Here is an 18,142-nt window from a genome sequence, read left to right on the forward strand (position 1 = left end):
GTACTCCCTCGGGTGTCTTCAGCATGCGGACAGGCCCGATCCTGCCATGTGCTCCTGACATCGGTCAGCCGGGAATGGGGTGGGCGACGAGCGGTGTTGCGGGTTGAAACGAACACTTTTCTAGGAGACTCATGTCCGAGACCTCGAACGCCTCCGGCAAGACCCCCGTCGACTTCTGGTTCGACCCGCTGTGCCCCTGGGCCTGGATGACCTCCCGCTGGGTCCTGGAGGTGGAGAAGGTCCGGGACATCGAGGTGCGCTGGCACATCATGAGTCTGGCGGTGCTCAACGAGGACAAGATCGACCAGCTGCCCGAGGAGTACCGGGACATGCTGGCGACCAAGGCGTGGAAACCGGTGCGTGTGGTGACCGCGGCCTGGCAGAAGCACGGCGCCGACGTCCTCGGTCCGCTCTACACCGCGCTCGGCACCCGCATCCACAACCAGGACGAGGGCCCGACCGTCGAGGCCATCGCCGCCGCGCTCGAAGAGGTGGGTCTGCCCGCCGACCTGATCGACTACGCCGACCAGGAGGACTTCGAGTTCGACGCCGAGCTGCGGGCCTCCCACAAGGAGGGCATCGACAAGGTCGGCCAGGAGGTCGGCACCCCGGTCATCGCGGTCCCCGGCGCGGACGGCGAGCAGATCGCCTTCTTCGGCCCGGTCGTCACGCCGGCCCCCAAGGGCGAGGACGCGGCCAGGCTGTGGGACGGCACGCTCGCGGTGGCGTCGGTCCCGGGCTTCTACGAGATCAAGCGCACGCGCACGAAGGGCCCGGACTTCAGCAACCTGTGATCACTTCTCCGGCTCGGGGAAGGTGTCGCCGTCGGTCACGTCACCCAGCCGCTGGAACCGCCGGCAGCTCCCGCGTGAGCAGCGGTAGTACGCGTTCAGGCGGGTCCATTTCGGCTTGTGTTTCCGGACGTGTGCCTTCTCCTTGTCGTCCCTGAGGGGTTCGAACTCCTCGGAGGAGCCGCAGTTCGGGCATGGCATCTTCGGCATGTGACCCCCTGACTGGCCAGAGGCCGACCGCCCCGGCCCCGCGAGCGTAGGTCCTCGCGGAGCCGAGGCGTCAGCCCGGAATCGGTCCCGCCACATCATCAGCACCGGGCTCATTCCCAGCCCCCTCGCCTCACCGGGGCCGGGTCTGCTTTGAGTTTCCTTGCGTCGCCGGCGCTGGGCCGTTTCGGGCCCCCGCGCGTCGTCAGCGCCGGGCCGCTCCCAGCCCCCTCGCCTCGCCGAGGCCGGGCCTGCTTTGAGTTTCCTTGCACCCCGGCGCCGGGCCGCTCCGGGCCTCCTCGCCTCGCAGGGGCCGGGCCTGCTTTGAGTTTCCTTGCATCACCAGCCCCGGCCCCGCTTCTAGCCTCCCCGCATCACCTGCGCCGGGCCGCTTCGAGCCCTTCTCGCGTCGTCGGGCCGGGCCTGCTTTGAGTTTCCTTGCGCCCCAGCGCTGGGCCGCTTCGGGCCTCCTGACGTTGTTGGCGTCGGGCCCGCCCCGATCCTCCCTGCACCCCGGCGCCGGGCCGCTTCGAGCCTCCTTGCGTCGTCGGGGCCGGGCCCGCCCCGATCCTCCCCGCACCCCGGCGCCGGGCCGCTCCGGGCCTCCTCGCCTCGCAGGGGCCGGGCGCGCTTCGAGTTTCCTTGCATCACCAGCCCCGGCCCCGCTCCGAGCCTCCTCACATCGCCGGCGTCCGGTCCGCTCCAAGCTTGTTGCCGGCTCGCTCCCGGCCCTTTCGCATCGTCAGTGCCTCGCCCGCCCCCGAGCCTCCTTCAGCCGGCCCAGGTGGTCCTCGTATCCCTTCGCGTAGTACGAGGCCCGCCCCGCGTCGGGCTCCACGATCGCCGTCGGCTCGGTCCAGGCACCCGCGTCCAGCGAGACCCCGTACCGCTCCGCCGCCGCCAGCACCGCCCCCCGGGCCCCCACCTCGCCCTCGACAACCCGCAACGGTCGACCCAGCACGTCCGCCAGCAGCTGCATCCACGCGGAGCTTCGAGTGCCTCCGCCGCACACCGCGAGCGAACCCGTCAGCCCGGCCGCCTCCAGACAGTGCCGGGCCGCGTACCCGATGCCCTCGCAGGTCGCCCGGATCAGATCCGCCTTGGTCGTCTCCAGTGAGACCCCGCTCAGCTCGGCCCGCAGATGGGGCTCGACGAACGGAGCCCGCTCCCCGGAGGGAGCGAAGTACGGCAGCACCCGAACCCCGTGCGCCCCCGGCGGGGTCGCCGCCAGCAGGTCGTCCACCTCCGCATGCGTGAGGCCCGTGGTCGACAGCACCCAGTCCAGCGCCGCCGTCCCCACCATCGCCGGCATCGCCCGCAGCCGGTGGCCGGTCCGGTCGGTGGAGATGTACAGCCCGGCCGGCTCCCCGCTCAGGTCCAGCTCGGTGGTGGCGACGAGCGCGGCAAGACAGGTTCCGACGATGAGGAGTCCGTCGCCCGGCGAGGTGACCCCGGCCCCGAGCGCACAGGCCGGCAGATCGTACGGCCCGTTCGAGAGCCGCGTCCCGGACGGCAGCCCCTCGCCCCGCGCCTCACCCGTGGCGATCGGATCGCCGATCGTGGGGAGCAGCCGCCGGCGACGGGTGAGCCCCAGCAGCTCGACCACCCGGTTGTCGTACGTCCGTGTCCGAGGGTCGAGGAAGGGCATGGACGCGTCCGACACGTCCGTCGTCGCCCGCGCGGCACCCGTCAGCCGCTGGAAGACCATGTCCTTGCAGTACACGGCGGTCGCGGCGGCATCCAGGGACCTCGGGTCGTACCGGTCGAGCCAGGCCAGCAACGGCCCCGGCGAGCCGGGGAACATCGCGCCGCCGGTCCGCCGGAACACCGTCTCGAACGTGCCGTCCGCCAGCCACTGGTCGAGCAGTTCGTGGGCCCGGCCGTCCATCCAGGACAGCGCCGAACGCACCGGCCGCCCCTCCTCGTCGACCAGCCACACCCCGTCGCCCTGACCGGTCAGCCCGGCCAGCTCCACCGGCTCCGGCACCCGCCCGGTCAGCTTGCCGAGGACGTCGACGACGGCGTCGTAGACCTCCGCCATGTCCTGCTCGACGAACCCTCCGTGCAGGGAGAGCTCCACCGGGCGTGACTCGACGGCCAGTTGACGGCCCCCGCTGTCGAACGCGGCGGCCTTGACGACGGACGTGCCCACATCGATACCGACGTACATGTTGCCTCCCGGCTCAGGTCAGACAGTGCGCCAACGGCTCCCCCCGCACCCAGCGGCCCACCTCCTCCGCCGCGATCCTCGCCGCCTTCTCGGCCACCGCGCGGCTCGCCCCGCCGAGGTGCGGGGTCAGGACGACCCGGTCGGCCAGGGCGTGCAGCCGGGAGTCCGGGGCCAGCGGCTCGTGCGCGTAGGTGTCGAGGGCCGCCGCCGACAGCCGGCCGGCCTCCAGCGCGTCGCACAGGGCGCTCTCGTCGAGGAGCGGACCGCGGGCCACGTTCACCACGACCGCCCCCTGGGGCAGCAGGCCCAGCTCGCGGGCGCCGATCAGGCCGCGGGTCTCGGCGGTGAGGCGGGCGTGCAGGGTGATCACCCGGGAGCGGGTGAGGAGCTGGTCCAGCGAGGACACGCGCAGGCCGTGGATCTCACCGCGCACATAGGGGTCGTACACCATGACCTGCGCGCCGAAGGCGCACAGCACGCGCGCGACCCTGCTGCCGACGGCGCCGTAGCCGACGAGTCCGACGGGCAGGTCCTCCAGCTCCAGGCCGCTGTGCTCGTACGTGTAGTAGGCGGCGCCGCCCTCCCAACTGCCCTTCCCGGCCAGCAGGTCGTGGGCCTGCGGAATGCGGCGCATGGCGGCCAGCAGCATGCCGACGGTGAACTCGGCGGTGGCGGCGGCGTTGCGGCCGGGCGCGAAGCACACCCGTACGTCACGGGCCTTGGCCGCGTCGAGGTTCACGTTGACCGGGCCGCCCCGGCACACGACGACCAGCCGCAGGCTGTCGGCGGCGTTCAGCACCCGCTCGGTGACCGGGCCCATCTGGGTGACGAGGACCTCCGCGCCGTCCAGCGCCTCGATCAGCTCGTCCTCGGCGTCACTCGCCTCCGTCACCTCCGCCACGGGCCCGAAGGGGTCCAGCGGCCAGCCGAGCCTCAACTCCTTCGTCTCCGCGGCGATGTCGCCCAGCTCGGCCTCGACGGCCCCGGCGATCAGCCCCGGCAGTACGAAGTGGTCGCCGGCCGCCACGACACGTACGGGATCGGTCCTCTGGGGCATCGTCGACCTCCGGATCGTCGCTTCACTGTCACGATGTTGAGCCGCGGGTCCGGGGTACGCATAGACCCCGTGCGGGTGGGAGGCCCCGATGACAGAGATGACAGACGAGAACGAGACGGTGTGGCTGGGGATCGATCTCGGCACACAGAGCGTCCGCGCGCTGGCGGTCACAGCCGGCGGAACCGTGCGGGGCCGGGGTTCCGCCCCGCTCGGCGGCCGGCGCGAGGGCGGGCGGCACGAGCAGGATCCGGGGGAGTGGTGGGAGGCCGTGCGCACGGCGTCCCGTTCCGCGCTCCTCACCCTGACGGGCGTACGGATCGGTGGGCTCGCGGTGTGCGGGACGTCCGGGACGGTGCTGCTGACGGACGTGGAGGGACGGCCGACGAGCCCGGCGCTCATGTACGACGACGCACGCGCGGCGGGCGAGGCGGCACGGCTGCGGGAGGCGGGGCTCGCGGTGCAGGACACGTGGGCGCTGCCGAAGGCGCTGTGGCTCGTTGGCGCGCACGGGAAGGGCCGGGTCACCCACCAGCCCGACATCGTCACCGCCCGGCTGATCGGCAGGCCGGTGCCGGCCGACTCCAGCCATGCCCTCAAGACGGGCTACGACCTCGAGCGCGACGCCTGGCCGGATATCGCGCTGGACCTCCCCGAGGTCGTCCTGCCCGGCACCCGGCTCGGCGAGGTCTGCCCGGCCGCCGCGGAGGCGACCGGCATCCCCGCCGGGACCCCGGTCATCGCCGGGATGACCGACGGCTGTGCGGCCCAGATCGCGGCGGGCGCCCTGCGGCACGGATCCTGGAACTCGGTGCTCGGTACCACCCTCGTGCTCAAGGGGGCCGCCCCGGAGCCGGTGCGGGACCCCACCGGCGTGGTCTACAACCACCGCGCGCCGGGCGGTACCTGGCTGCCCGGCGGGGCGTCGAGCGTGGGCGCGGGGGCGCTGCCGGCGGACGTGGACCCGGTGGCCATGGACGAACGGGCCGCCGCCTTCGAGCCGTCCGGCGCGGTCGCCTACCCGCTGGTCTCGCGGGGCGAGCGGTTCCCGTTCCTGGCCCCGGACGCCACCGCCCTCCTCCTCGGCACGCCCGCCGACGACGCCGACCGCTGGGCCGGGCTCCTCCAGGGCGTCGGGTTCGCGGAGCGCCTGTGCCTGGACTACCTGCACCACCTGGGCGCCCCGCTCGACGGCCCCCTCACCTTCACCGGCGGCGCGGCCCGCAGCCCGTACTGGAACCAGCTCCGCGCCGACATCCTCGGCCGCCCGGCCCGCGTACCCGAACAGACCGAACCGGCCCTGGGAATGGCCGCGTTGGCGCTGCACGGCACTACGGGCACCCCCCTGGCGGAGGCCGCCGAGCACATGGTCCGCATCCGCACGGTCGTGGAACCGCGCCCCGGCCGCACGGCGCTCTTCGCCGAGCCGTACGCCCGTCTCGTCGGCGAACTCAGCGAGCGCGGCTGGCTCTCGGCGCAGGTGGCGGCCCACGCGCGCGCCCGACTCGACCAGGACACCACGGCATCCTGACGACGACCGACCGTGACCGACCGCAGAGAACCTGGAGACCCCACCCCCATGAGCACGACCCTGCTGCTGGCCCGGCACGGACAGACCATCTGGCACGCCGAGAACCGTTACGCGGGGGTGAGCGACATCGGGCTCACCGACGAGGGCCGCGCCCAGGCGGCGGCGCTCGGCCGGTGGGCCGCCGTGCACCGCCCCGACGCGATCTGGACGTCCCCCCTCTCGCGGGCGATCGCCACCGCCGACCCCGCCTGCCGTGCCCTCGGCATCGTCCCGCGGCGCGAACCCGACCTCAGGGAGTGCGACTTCGGGGTGGTGGAGGGCCGTACCCTCGCGGAGTTCGCCGCCGAGGTCCCCGACGCGGCCGAGGCGTTCCGGGCGGACCCGGTGACGTATCCCTTCCCCGGCGCGGAGGACCCGCTCGAGGCCGCCGCCCGTGGAGCCGGCGCCCTGCGCGGCATCGCCGCCGCCCACCCCGATGAGCGGGTCCTGGTCGTCGCCCACAACACCCTGCTGCGGCTGGTGCTGTGCACGCTGCTGTCGATCCCGCTCGGTGAGTACCGCAGAGTGTTCCCGCGGTTGCGCAACGCGGCGATCTCCGAGCTCCGCCTCGGCGAAGACGGATCCGCCGCACTTCTCTCACTCAATGTGCCGTGCGAGCCGGACAGGTCGTAGCACGATGGGCCCATGACGGAGATCGACACCTCGGTGCCGCATTCGGCCCGGATCTGGAACTACTGGCTCGGCGGCAAGGACAACTACCCCGTCGACGAGGCGGCCGGCGACGCCTACACGGCCGTCTTCCCCGGCATCGTCACGATCGCCCGGAGCAGCCGCGCCTTTCTCGGCCGCAGCATCCGGTACCTGGTCGAGGAGGCGGGCGTCCGCCAGTTCCTGGACGTCGGCACCGGGCTGCCCACGGTCGACAACACCCACGAGGTCGCCCAGCGCTTCGCCCCCGAATCGAAGATCGTCTACGTCGACAACGACCCGCTGGTCCTCGCCCACGCCCGCGCCCTGCTCACCTCCACACCGGAGGGCGAGACGGCGTACGAGGACCTGACGCTCTACGAGCCGGAGAAGATCCTGGACGCGGCCTCCCGGACCCTCGACCTCACCCGCCCGACCGCCCTGATCCTCAGCGGCATCCTCGGCCATGTCACCGACTACGACCTGGCCCGCGACCTGGTCCGCCGGCTGGTGGCGGGCCTGCCCTCCGGCAGCTACCTCTGCGTCAACGACGGCTCCCGCGGCACCGACCCGGACTACGAGCAGGCCCAGGACGCCTACAACGAGACCGGCGCGGTGCCCTACATCCTGCGTCCGGTCGACAGGATCGAGGCGTTCTTCGAGGGCCTGGACCTGGTGGACCCGGGCGTGGTCTCGGTCCCGCTGTGGCGCCCGGACGGCGACTCGGCCCCCGCTCCCATCGGCCAGCACGGCGGCGTGGGACGCAAGGCCTGAGCCCCCCAGGCCACAGGGGAAACCCCCGCGAGTCACGTCCTCGCGGGGGTTTCCAGCGTGCGGCGGGGAGTCAGGCCTCGGTACGCGCCCTCTGCCAGGCGTACCCCGCGCCCGCCAGGACCAGCGTCATGCCGCCCGTCCAGTACAACTGCACGCGGGTGTCCGGTTCGCGGGCCATCAGGACGAGGATCGAGACCATGCCCGCCAGGGCGACCCAGGTCAGGTAGGGGAAGGCCCAGGTGCGGACGGCAAGCCGCTCGGGGGCTTCGCGCTCCAGGGCGCGGCGCAGCCGTAGCTGGGAGACGGCGATGAAACCCCAGACGACGAGGATGACCGCGCCGATCATGTTGAGGAGCCAGGCGAAGACGTCGTCGGGACGCCAGTAACTGAGGGCCACGCAGACGAAGCCGAAGACGCTGGAGGCGAGAACCGCGACGCGTGGGACACCGCCGAGGACGCGGCCCAGGGTGCGGGGGCCGAGGCCCCGCTCGACCAGGGAGTAGGCGATGCGGGAGGAGCCGTAGATGTTTGCGTTCATCGCGGAGAGGAGGGCGATCAGGACGACCACGTTCATGAGCTGCCCCGCTCCCGGGATGCCCAGTTCGTCGAGGGCGGCGACGTACGGGCCCTTCTCCACGACCGCCTTCGAGTCCCAGGGGACCAGGGTGACGATGACCGCCATCGACCCGATGTAGAACAGCGCGATGCGCCACATCGCCGTCCGGACCGCGCTCGCCACGCCACGTACCGGGTCCTCGGACTCGGCGGCCGCGATGGTGACCGTCTCCAGGCCGCCGTACGCGAAGACGGACGCGAGCAGGCCGACGACCAGGCCCTCGCCGCCGCCCGGGAAGAGGCCCCCGCGGCCGGTGAGGTGCGCGGTGCCCGGGGCGTCCGTGCCGGGCAGGCCACCGGCGATCGCCAGCGCCCCGAGGATCAGGAACAGGCCGATCGCGCCCACCTTCAGGGCCGCGAACCAGAACTCGAACTCGCCGAAGTTCTTCACCGCGGCCAGGTTCGTGACGCAGAAGACCACCATGAACAGGGCCACCCAGGCCCATTCGGGGGTCCCCGGCAGCCAGCCGGTCACGATCTTCGCGGCGCCGATGCCCTCCAGGCCCACGGCCGTGCACAGCAGGATCCAGAAGGACCAGCCGGCGGTGAAGCCCGCCCAGGGGCCGAACGCCCGCTCGGCGTGCGCGGAGAAGGAGCCGGAGGAGGGATACGCGGCCGACATCTCGCCGAGCATCCGCATCACCAGCATCACGAGGAGGCCGGAGAGCGTGTAGGCGAGGACGATCGAGGGCCCGGCGGCGGCGATCCCCGCGCCGGAACCGACGAACAGTCCGGCGCCGATCACCCCGCCGAGGGCGATCATCGACAGATGGCGCTGCTTGAGGCCGTGGGTCAGGGAGGCGTCGGGCTCTTGTGGAGCCTTGACGGTGGTGCGGGGCATGGGCGGGTTCGTCCAGTGCGTGAGACGGGCAAAAACGCCCACAGTCTGGGCGGCCTCCCCAGGTAGGAGGGGAGGCCGCCCACTATGCGGACACCGTCCGAACCCGCTGTGACTACGCCGCTACGGCGGAGTAGTGCGAGGCGTCGCCCTCGATCGAGTAGCTCTCCTTGCCCTCGATGCCCACGGGCACGTCCCCGGCGACGGTCACCCGGTGCAGCCGGCGCGGCAGACCGTCGTAGTTGTCGACGGCGTAGTGCTGGGTGATGCGGTTGTCGAAGAGCACGAGCTGGTTCTCCGACCAGCGGTGCCGCAGCAGGTTCTCCGGCCGGGTCACGTACGCCTGGAGCAGGTCGAGGACCTTGCGGGACTCACCCACCGACAGGCCGACGATCCGCTGCGCGAACCCGCCGATGAAAAGACCGCGTTCACCGGTCAGCGGGTGCACCCGGACCACCGGATGGGCCGTGCGGAACTTGATCGACGTGAACTGGGCTCGCCGGGCGGCCTGTTCCTCGTCCACCGTCTCCTCCGGTACGGCGTAGTCGTAGTCGTTGGTGTGCTCGGCCCACAGACCGTCCGCCAGCCTGCGCAGCGGCTCCGGCAGATTCCGGTACGCGGCGGCCGAGTTGGCGATCAGCGTCTCGCCGCCGTACGGCGGGATCGTCAGGCTGCGCAGGGTGCTGGCCTGCGGCGGGTTGAGGACGAACGTGACGTCGGTGTGCCAGTTGTTGGCGGCGCGTCCCTCTTCACTGTCGACGGGCAGGACGTTCGGGGCGCCGTCCACGGCGGGCACGGTCGGGTGGGCGGTGGTGAGCTCGCCGAACTGCCGGGCGAAGGCCTGCTGACCCTCGTCGTCGAGGTTCACGTCACTGAAGACGAGCGCCTTGTGGACGTTGAGCGCGTCCCGCAGGGCGGCGGCCGTCTCCTCGTCGAGCGGCCTGGAGATGTCGACGCCGGAGATGTGGGCGCCGATGCGGGCGGTGACCTTGCGGATCTCGATACCGGACATGGGGGGTCCTTCCTAGGCGTGGACGGGCTGGGCGTACTGGTTCGCGGGGCGCGGAAGGCCGTAGCGCTCCCGCAGGGTCTGCCGCGGGCCGTACTCGGTGCGGAGCAGACCGCGGGTGCGCAGGATCGGGACGACGTGGTCGACGAACGCGTCCAGGCCGGACGGCAGGACCGGGGGCATGATGTTGAAGCCGTCGGCGGCGCCCTGCGTGAACCAGGTCTCGATGGCGTCGGCGACCTGCTCGGGCGTACCGGCGAAGGTGAGATGGCCGCGCCCGCCGCCGAGCCGCCCGATCAGCTGCCGCACGGTGAGACGGTCGCGCCGGGCCAGCTCCACGACGAGCGTGTAGCGGCTCTTGGCGCCCTCCACGGCGGACTCGGGCGGCAGGTCGGAAGGGAGCAGCCGGTCCAACTCCAGGGAGCCTGCGGGTAGTTGCAGCAGCCGCTCCAGGGTGGCCACGCCGTGGTGGTGCACGATGTGGTCCTCCAGCTCCCGCTCCTTCGCGAGCGCCTCGGCCTCCGTGGCGCCGATGACGGGGACGATGCCGGGGAGCACCTTGATGTGGTCGGGGTCCCGGCCGGCCGCGGCGGTACGGGACTTGAGATCGGCGTAGAAGGCCCGGGCGTCCTCGATGGTCTGCTGGGCGGTGAACACCGCCTCCGCGTACCGGGACGCGAACTCCTTGCCGTCCTCGCTGGAGCCCGCCTGCACGAGCAGGGGGTAACCCTGGGGCGTGCGGGGCACGTTGAGCGCGCCCTCGACGCTGAAGTACGTCCCCTGGTGCCGGGGCGGATGGACCTTCGTGTCGTCGCCCCAGACGCCGGCGGCCTTGTCGCCGACGATCGCGTCGTCCTCCCAGCTGTCCCAGAGCTTGAGCGCCACGTCGAGGAACTCGCCGGCCCGGGCGTACCGGTCCGCGTGCGCGGGCTCGTGCTCCAGACCGAAGTTGCGGGCGGCCTCCCTGCCCGCGGTGGTGACGATGTTCCAGCCCGCCCGGCCGCCGCTGATGATGTCCAGCGAGGCGAACTTCCGGGCCAGGTTGTAGGGGGAGTTGTAGGAGGTCGAGGCGGTCGCGATCAGCCCGATGTGCTCGGTGGCCGTCGCCAGCGCGGTCAGCAGGGTGAGCGGCTCCAGAGCGCCGGCGGGCCGCTGGGCGAGGTTGCTCCACAGTTGCGGCCCGTCGGCCAGGAAGAGCGAGTCGAAGGTGCCGCGCTCGGCGATCCGGGCCAGGCGGACGTAGTGGTCGAGTGAGACGTGCGCGAACGGGTCGCTCTCGGGGAGGCGCCAGGAGGCCTCGTGGTGGCCGGTGTTCATCAGGAACGCGTTGAGGTGGAGCTGTCCGGTGGTCATGCGTGGTCCTCCGTCACACCGAGCGCGGCCAGCAGCCGCTCCCGGTACTCGCCCAGCAGGGGGTCCCGGTACGAACGCGGGTGCGGGCGGTCGATGGTCAGGTCGAGGCCGATGCGGCCCTCTTCGAGTACGAGCACCCGGTCCGCGAGCACGATCGCCTCGTCCACGTCGTGGGTGACGAGGAGGACGGACGGCTGGTGGCGCTTCCACAGCTCCCGCAGCAACGCGTGCATCCTGATGCGCGTCAACGCGTCGAGGGCGCCGAACGGCTCGTCGGCCAGCAGCAGTTCGGGCTCGCGGACCAGTGAGCGGGCGAGGGCGGCGCGCTGTGCCTCGCCGCCGGAGAGCTCGTTGGGCCAGGCGCGTTCGCGGCCCTCGAGACCCACCTCGGCGAGTGCCTCCCGGCCCCTGTCCTCGCCGTCCGTGCCCAGCAGGACGTTGTCCAGCACCCGCCGCCAGGGCAGCAGCCGTGAGTCCTGGAAGACTACGGACACCCTTTCGGGAGCCGTGAGCCGGCCGCTTCCCGCGACCTCGTGGTCCAGCCCCGCCACCGCCCGCAGCAGCGTGCTCTTGCCGGAGCCGCTGTGCCCGAGCAGGGCGACGAACTGTCCGGCCGGGATGTCGAGATCGATGCCGTCCAGGACCGTGCGCCCGCCGAACGACCTGGTCAGGCCCCGGAGTTGGACCGCGGGTCGGGTCAGCTGCTCAGTGTGCGTCGCCATGACAGCACCTTCCGTTCGACGAGACGGACCGCGCTGTCGGAGACCAGGCCGAAGACGCCGTAGACGACGAGACCGACGAGGATCACATCGCTCTGGCCGTAGTTCTGGGCCTGGAACATCATGTAGCCGAGTCCGCTGGTGGCGTTGATCTGCTCCAGGACGACCAGGCCAAGCCAGGAGCCGGTGACGCCGAGCCGCAGGCCCACGAAGAATCCGGGGAGGGCGCCGGGGACGACGATCTGCCGCACGAAGGCGTACCTCGACAGCCCCTGCACCTCGGCGAGTTCGACGAAGCGGTGGTCGATGCCTGAGAGCGCGGCATGGGTGTTCAGATAGATCGGGATGTAGACGACGATCGCGATGATCGCGACCTTGAAGGTCTCGCCGATGCCCAGCCAGAGGATGAACAGCGGGATCAGACCGAGGGTCGGGATCGCCCGGTTGAGGTTGACCGTCCCGTCGATCAGCGCCTCGCCGGTCCGGCTGAGTCCGGAGGCCAGGGCCAGCAGGACCCCGGCGGCGAGCCCGATCGCGAAGCCGGTCGCGGCCCGCTGGAGCGAGGTCAGGATGTCGGTGGGCAGGGTCCCGTCGGTCCACAGATGGGCGCCCGTCTTCACCACCGTCCAGGGTGCCGGGATGGCGGCCGGGTCGAGCTGTCCGGCGGCGGAGGCGGCGGCCCACAGGGCGAGGAGGAGGACCGGTCCGGCGAGCCGGGCGGCGGGCAGCCGCCTGCCGGGGGAGAGCCGGCGGCGCCTGCGGACCTGGGGCGTGTCCTTGGCCGGGGCGACCGTGACGGCGGCTTCGGTCGTGGTCACGGCGCTCACCTCCGGTACTCCGCGGCCACGGCCTTCGCGGCGATGCCCTCGAAGCGGTGGTCGAAGAGGTCGCCCACGTCGAACTTCTTCACGAAGCCGCCCTCCGCCAGCAGATCCGCGGTCTCCTGCTCCCACTTGATCGCCTCGTCCCAACTGGGCGGGAAGAGCGGCTTGTTGGCCAGCGCGCTGACCGCCTTGGCCTGGGCGAGGGTCAGGTTCTGCGTCTTGACGTAGAACTGCTCGTTCCAGATGTCGGTGTTCTCGTACGCCCACACCTGTCCCTTGGCCCAGTACGGGATGTAGGCGGCAACCGCGGCGGCCTTCGCGGAGTCGGCCAGCACGGAGGCCGGCGCCCACAGCAGCGTGAGCAGGTCGACCACGTCGGTGGTGACGGCGTGGGCGCCCTTGGCCTCGTACTGCGACAGATAGGAGGGCGCCTGGCTGTTGGCGAGCGGCGCGACGTCCACCTGGCCCGACTGCAGAGCGGTGAAGAACTGGTTGCTGGTCAGCGGGACGAGCTTGACGTCGTCATACGCGATGCCGGCCTTCTTCAACGCCCGCAGGAGTACGACGCCTTGGGCCTGGCCCTGGGAGAAGGCGAGCCGCTTCCCCTTGAAGTCCTCGACCGTCCGGATGTCGCTGCCGGGCTTGGTGGCGAAGAGATAGCTCGGTTTTCGGGTGATGTTGATGGCGACGATCTTCGCGTCGAATCCCTGGTAGTGCGCCTGGATCGGCGGAATACCCGCGTTGGTGGCGACATCAAGGGAACCCGCGCGGAAGGCGTTGATGACATCGGGCCCGGCGGCGATATTGGCCCAGCTCGACACCTTGAACGGAAGCGCACCCAACTTGCCGAGTTTCAATTGGAGTTGCTGGGTGCCGAGATACGAGGCGATCTTCAGGCTGGTGCCAGCCGGAACCTTGCCCGCGAGCGGGGCGGACAGGGCGTCCTTGCTGTCGGCGGCGGCACTGTTTCCGGCGCAGCCGCTGAGCCCGGCGACGCCGGCCGCGGCACCGAGGATCGAGGAGAGGAACAGACGCCGGTCGATGCCGGACGTACGGGAAACAGGCATGGGAGAGCTCCCGGAATCAGCGCCGGAACAGCGCAGGGAAAAGCACGAAGAGGGAAAGTCAACGCAGGGGAAACGAGCGCAGGGGAAATGAGCGCGTCACGCGGGGCAGCGTGTCAGCAACAAAGGGTGCGACAGTACAGGTGCGGGCTCATGAACAGGATGTTCGCGGTCATGCGGAGGCCCTGTCAACATTCGGAGTTTCTGAATTAATTCCGCTCAGGTGAGAGAGGGTGAGCGGATCCCGGTAGAGCACGTCGAGGGCCACCGCACCGCCCGCCACGGCGAGCACGGAATCCGGGAAACCCGTGGGCAGCACGGACGTCGCGCGTTCGCTGCCGACCCCCTCGCGCAGGGCGGCGAGGCAGTCCTGCCGGTGTATGACACCGATCTCGGTCACCACGACCGTCTCCGGGTTCAGCACGTCCAGCAGCAGCCGTACCGCCCGTCCGACGGCACCGGCACGCTCCACCAGCAGCCGTACCGCCTCGGGATCGCCCGCGGCCGCCGCCGCGACCACATGCATCGGGTTGTCGCCCTCGATGACCCCTGCCCGCCGGGCCCGCCGGCACAGCGTCCGCTCGCTCAACTCGGCCTGGAGGCAGCCGGTCCGGCCGCACTCGCAGGGCTCCGAGCCGCCCGGCACCGGCAGATGGGCGATGGCGCCCGCCTGGGAGCGCGGCCCGTGGTGCACCTCGTCGTTGGTGGCGAACGCCGCGTCCACCACGTTGCCGACGAACAGATGCAGCACACTCCGGCTGCCGCGCGCCCGCCCGAACAGCCGCTCCGCGTTGACCAACGCCCGCGCGTGTCCGTCCACATGGACCGGCAGCCCGGTGCGGGCGCCCAGTACCTCTCGTACGGGCACGTCGTGCCAGCCCAGCAGGGGGTGCTCGACGACGGTCCCGGAGTCCCGGTCCACCCAGCCGCCCACGGCCACGCCGACGCCGAGCGGCCGGCAGCCGGGGGCGGCGTCCAGCAGCGCCCCGAGCGCTTCGGCGGCCCGCGCCAGCACGGGCTCCGGAGCGGTGCGTTCGTGCTTCAGCTCGCGGCGCGCCAGCACCCGGCCGCGCAGATCGAGCAGCGCGACCGTGGTGTACGGCACCGCCACGTGCACGCCGCCGACCACGAACCGTGAGTCGTCCAGGTCGACGGGGACGTGCGGGCGGCCCACGCCGTTCGACCGCCGGGGCACGGCCGACTCGCGGATCAGGCCGAGTTCGCTGAAGCGGGCGCAGTAGTCGGTGACGGAGGCCGGGGACAGCCCGGTCAGCCGGGAGATGGTGCTGCGGGCCACCGGGCCGTGCTCCAGCACGGACCGCAGGACCACGCTGGCGCTGGTCCGGCGCCGGGACATGGGAGTCGGGATGACAGGGGGTGCCTCGGTACGGGGCATGGAAGACCGTCCTCGGGAACGGGGGCCGACACGTCTCGGAAGGTGAGGCGAGCCGGAGCCCGCCTCACACCGGACGGCGACAGACGGCCGTGCCCACACGTCGCAGATCGACGTGGCGGCGCGACGAGAAGTACCGGGACTGGGCGACCATGACTGGAAGAGTAGGCCAGGAACGGTGAATCCGACCAGACCACTAGGATTCGTTTGGAGATTCCCCACAGCCGTGTGGACAGCGTCCCTGTAGCCCCGGCCACCTCACCTCAGTGACAGGGGTCACGCCATACCCGGTGTAACCCGCACTCTTTGTCCGGAGCCCACCAAGCCCCCGTTCCCCGCTTTGTCGGGCGCTGACGGTGATCGGCCGGAGCGCGCTGGGATAGCGTCACGATGTCCCTCGCCGTTCACACCCTCGCGGAGTCCCCATGAGCACCGCCGTCGCCCCCCTTCGCACCGGCGAGGTCCTCGCCGACCTGATCCCCGCCTCCCGCGTCCGGGACGTCGCGCTCGTGGTGGGCGGTGCCGCGCTCACCGGCCTCGCCGCGCAGCTCTCCGTCCCCGTGCCGGGCTCCCCGGTGCCGGTGACCGGCCAGACCTTCGCTGCGCTGCTCGTCGGCACGACCCTCGGCGCCCGCCGCGGTGTCGCCTCCCTCGCCCTGTACGCGCTGGCAGGCCTCGCGGGTCTTCCGTGGTTCGCCCAGGGCACCTCCGGTTTCTCCGTCTCCTTCGGCTACATCCTCGGCATGATCCTCGCCTCCGCCGCCGTCGGCGCCCTGGCCCGCCGCGGTGCCGACCGCTCGATGCTGCGCACGGCGGGCACCATGCTGGTCGGCGAGGCGATCATCTACGCCGTCGGCGTCCCCTACCTCGCCTACGCCGCCGACATGTCGGCCTCCGCCGCGATCGCGGCCGGCCTCACCCCGTTCCTCCTCGGTGACGCCCTCAAGGCCGCTCTGGCGATGGGCGTGCTCCCCACCGCCTGGAAGCTCGTCAAGCGCTGACACGCCTCCCGAAGAGGCTCGCCGGGTCGTACCGCGACTCCAACTCGGCGAGCCTCTTCTGCGTTTCGGCGTCGTACAGGCCCTCGGTCCGGTCCCCGGCCCCGAAGGCGAAGTTGACGGTACGGCCGAGGGTGGTGGCCGAGAGCAGCCGGAAGGCCGGGTCCAGCAGCGCGCGCGCCTGCCGACGCCCGCCGCCGGTCAACAGCCGTACCAGAAAACGCCCTTCGCGGTACGGCACCGAGTTCGGCGCCGGCCGCGCCAGCGCCCCGCCCAGATGATTGATCTGTACGACGACCATGGCGCCGTCGCCGGGCCCCGTCCGCGCGAGCAGCTCGGCGGCCCGCTCCACGTCCAGTTCGCCGAGCACCGCGCTGTCCCCGTAGTAGCTGTGCGGGAAGTCGGGGTCGCTGTGGATGGTGTGGCTCTCGGCGTACGGCATCTCGCGCAGCGAGTCCGCGAGCACCGGGCCCAACTCCCGCAACGGCGCGACGAGTCGGCCGCCGTCGGCGCCGGTGTACGCGACCCGTACGGAGACGACGTACCGCCCCCGCAGATGTGGCGGCAGCGCCGGGATGTCCGGATACGGTACGGCCGCGAAGGACGAGGTCAGTGTGGACGGCACGGTCCTGGTCCACTCCTTGTACGCCCGCAGCGCGTCCGCCGGATCGACCTCGCGGCCGTCGAAGGCGAGCGAACCACCGTAGAGAGTCCGTACGGGGACGAGTCCGATCTCCATCTCGGTGACGACACCGAGGCGGTGTCCGCCGCCGAGGAGGCCCCAGTAGAGCTCGGACCCCTCGGTGACATGGCGCAGTCGGCCGTCCGCGGTGACGACGTCGAGGGAGTGGACGTGGTCGGCGGCGTAGCCGAACTCCCTTGCCAGGATGCCGAGTCCGCCGCCCAGCGTGTATGACACGGCCCCGACGCCGGGCGCGGAACCGTTGAGGGGCGCGAGTCCGTACGGCGCGGCCGCCTCGACCACCTGACCCCATCGGACACCCGCCTGGACGCGGGCGGTGCGGGCCGCGGGATCGATGGTCACCCGGTCCATGCGCCGGGTGCTGATGAGCGCGCCGCCCTCCACCGCGCCGGGCAGTCCGTGGCCGGTGGCCAGCACGGTGACGGGCAGCCGCGCGTCGGCCGCGCGGCGCACGGCGGTGACCACGTCGTCGGTGGAGCGGACGGGGAACACGAGGTCGGGGCGCAGGGCGAACCCGGTCTGGAAGCTGCTTACTTCGTCGTCGGTCGAGGTGTTCATACCGGACATGCTGGAGGCATAACCTGACAGCTTCCGTCAGGTTATGCCTCCAGCTGTTTCGCGCTCCGGATCAGCAGGTGGTGCGCCGCGGCCGCCGCTGCGACCACCACAGCCCGGCCACGCCCGCCGCCATCAGCGAGGCGCCCGCCGCCCCGAGCGGCAGCAGGTCCCGCTCGACACCGGTCTTGGGCAGTTCGTCACCGCCGGGTGCCACCGGCTTGTTGTCGGTGCCCAGCAGCAGCGGGGTGGCCGGGGCGTTCGGCGACGGGTTCGTCGTACCGAAGGGAACCGGGCCCTGCTGCCAGAACGTCTTCTTTCCGTCGCCGGTCTGCACCGGCAGGCAGATCTTGCCGGTCTTCTTGACATCGAATGTCGCGTCGACGGCGTACGACTTCGACTTACCGGCCGCGAGATTGTCGACGGGGCAGACGAAACCGCTGTTCGAGCCCTCCGGCAGATCCTTTTCTTCCATCGGAGAACAGCCTTGAACGTTTGTGACCGTCATGCCGTCGAAACCGACGACCAAAAGCCTGATCTTTCCGCTGTCCTTGCTCCCGTCGTTCTTCACGGTGGCCGTGAGGTCGGTCTTCTGCGAGCTGTTGTCGACGGAGATCGTCTCGGGCAGTGTCGTCGTCAGCTCCACGCCCGCCGGTGCCTCGTCAACGGCCTTTCCCCCCTTACTGCTTGCGGGTCCGTCGTCCGCGCTCGCGGTGACGGAAAAGATCATCACCGTCGAGAAAGCTGCCGTGACCAGCGATCCGGCAATGGTCGTCATACGACGAGAACTCATGTTCGTCCCCCTTGGCTGCGCCTGAATTCGCAGTACTTGAAGAGGTACCACAAGATTTCTCCGC

17 protein-coding genes are annotated in these 18,142 nt (G+C 71.5%); 5 read left to right on the plus strand and 12 right to left on the minus strand.

Features of this window, described 5'->3' with window-relative positions; all coding sequences use genetic code 11:
* Positions 1-131 precede the first annotated feature (131 nt).
* Positions 132-794 (plus strand): DsbA family protein, encoded by a 663-nt coding sequence (locus tag M2157_RS31250; protein ID WP_280857642.1) that lies wholly within the window; start codon positions 132-134, stop codon positions 792-794.
* On the opposite strand, the gene M2157_RS31255 is transcribed toward M2157_RS31250, so the two are convergent.
* The 3 genes from M2157_RS31255 to M2157_RS31265 all read right to left on the minus strand — a co-directional run bounded on the left by M2157_RS31255 (position 795) and on the right by M2157_RS31265 (position 4,225).
* Entirely contained in the window at positions 795-1,001 is a 207-nt protein-coding gene (locus M2157_RS31255) for a hypothetical protein (protein ID WP_280866857.1), read from the minus strand. It abuts the gene before it with no gap.
* A 739-nt stretch (positions 1,002-1,740) separates the two neighbouring features.
* Positions 1,741-3,168 carry an FGGY-family carbohydrate kinase gene (locus M2157_RS31260; RefSeq protein WP_280866858.1) on the minus strand — a complete coding sequence of 476 codons (1,428 nt, stop codon included), beginning with the start codon at positions 3,166-3,168 and terminating at the stop codon, positions 1,741-1,743.
* A gap of 13 nt (positions 3,169-3,181) precedes the next feature.
* Positions 3,182-4,225 carry a 2-hydroxyacid dehydrogenase gene (locus M2157_RS31265; RefSeq protein WP_280866859.1) on the minus strand — a complete coding sequence of 348 codons (1,044 nt, stop codon included), beginning with the start codon at positions 4,223-4,225 and terminating at the stop codon, positions 3,182-3,184.
* A gap of 97 nt (positions 4,226-4,322) precedes the next feature.
* On the opposite strand from M2157_RS31265, the gene M2157_RS31270 reads away from it, so the two are divergent.
* From M2157_RS31270 to M2157_RS31280, 3 genes are read left to right on the plus strand one after another with little or no spacing between them, the layout of a single operon-like run.
* Positions 4,323-5,753, plus strand: coding sequence for an FGGY-family carbohydrate kinase (locus M2157_RS31270; protein WP_280868300.1), 1,431 nt, complete (start codon positions 4,323-4,325; stop codon positions 5,751-5,753).
* A gap of 48 nt (positions 5,754-5,801) precedes the next feature.
* Complete coding sequence (locus M2157_RS31275; protein WP_280857638.1) at positions 5,802-6,425, plus strand: histidine phosphatase family protein; 624 nt, start codon at positions 5,802-5,804, stop codon at positions 6,423-6,425.
* 12 nt (positions 6,426-6,437) lie between these two features.
* Positions 6,438-7,214: an SAM-dependent methyltransferase gene (locus M2157_RS31280; protein WP_280866860.1), complete on the plus strand. Its 777-nt coding sequence runs from the start codon at positions 6,438-6,440 to the stop codon at positions 7,212-7,214.
* A 70-nt stretch (positions 7,215-7,284) separates the two neighbouring features.
* Here M2157_RS31280 and M2157_RS31285 read toward each other — a convergent pair whose 3' ends face one another.
* The 7 genes from M2157_RS31285 to M2157_RS31315 form a co-directional block, all read right to left on the minus strand.
* Positions 7,285-8,670 carry an amino acid permease gene (locus M2157_RS31285; RefSeq protein WP_280866861.1) on the minus strand — a complete coding sequence of 462 codons (1,386 nt, stop codon included), beginning with the start codon at positions 8,668-8,670 and terminating at the stop codon, positions 7,285-7,287.
* Between the two features lie 112 nt (positions 8,671-8,782).
* A complete protein-coding gene (locus M2157_RS31290; protein WP_280866862.1) occupies positions 8,783-9,679 on the minus strand; it encodes a TauD/TfdA family dioxygenase in 897 nt (298 codons plus the stop codon).
* Between the two features lie 12 nt (positions 9,680-9,691).
* Entirely contained in the window at positions 9,692-11,029 is a 1,338-nt protein-coding gene (locus tag M2157_RS31295) for an LLM class flavin-dependent oxidoreductase (protein ID WP_280866863.1), read from the minus strand.
* Positions 11,026-11,751 carry an ABC transporter ATP-binding protein gene (locus M2157_RS31300; protein ID WP_280857633.1) on the minus strand — a complete coding sequence of 242 codons (726 nt, stop codon included), beginning with the start codon at positions 11,749-11,751 and terminating at the stop codon, positions 11,026-11,028. Before M2157_RS31300 ends, M2157_RS31295 begins: the two co-directional genes overlap by 4 nt.
* Positions 11,727-12,575 carry an ABC transporter permease gene (locus M2157_RS31305; RefSeq protein ID WP_280866864.1) on the minus strand — a complete coding sequence of 283 codons (849 nt, stop codon included), beginning with the start codon at positions 12,573-12,575 and terminating at the stop codon, positions 11,727-11,729. Before M2157_RS31305 ends, M2157_RS31300 begins: the two co-directional genes overlap by 25 nt.
* Entirely contained in the window at positions 12,572-13,639 is a 1,068-nt protein-coding gene (locus M2157_RS31310) for an ABC transporter substrate-binding protein (protein WP_280866865.1), read from the minus strand. Before M2157_RS31310 ends, M2157_RS31305 begins: the two co-directional genes overlap by 4 nt.
* A gap of 169 nt (positions 13,640-13,808) precedes the next feature.
* Positions 13,809-15,032, minus strand: coding sequence for an ROK family protein (locus M2157_RS31315; RefSeq protein ID WP_280857630.1), 1,224 nt, complete (start codon positions 15,030-15,032; stop codon positions 13,809-13,811).
* Between the two features lie 422 nt (positions 15,033-15,454).
* On the opposite strand from M2157_RS31315, the gene M2157_RS31320 reads away from it, so the two are divergent.
* The gene (locus M2157_RS31320; RefSeq protein ID WP_280857629.1) at positions 15,455-16,030 is read left to right on the plus strand and encodes a biotin transporter BioY; all 576 of its coding nucleotides are present in this window, start codon (positions 15,455-15,457) and stop codon (positions 16,028-16,030) included.
* On the opposite strand, the gene M2157_RS31325 is transcribed toward M2157_RS31320, so the two are convergent.
* Positions 16,020-17,288 carry an FAD-binding oxidoreductase gene (locus tag M2157_RS31325; RefSeq protein ID WP_280866866.1) on the minus strand — a complete coding sequence of 423 codons (1,269 nt, stop codon included), beginning with the start codon at positions 17,286-17,288 and terminating at the stop codon, positions 16,020-16,022. The genes M2157_RS31320 and M2157_RS31325 overlap by 11 nt on opposite strands.
* 70 nt (positions 17,289-17,358) lie before the next feature.
* Positions 17,359-18,078 (minus strand): LPXTG cell wall anchor domain-containing protein, encoded by a 720-nt coding sequence (locus tag M2157_RS31330; protein WP_280868301.1) that lies wholly within the window; start codon positions 18,076-18,078, stop codon positions 17,359-17,361.
* Positions 18,079-18,142: the final 64 nt, after the last annotated feature.

It is taken from the genome of Streptomyces sp. SAI-127 (genome assembly GCF_029894425.1).
Taxonomy (GTDB): Bacteria; Actinomycetota; Actinomycetes; order Streptomycetales; family Streptomycetaceae; genus Streptomyces.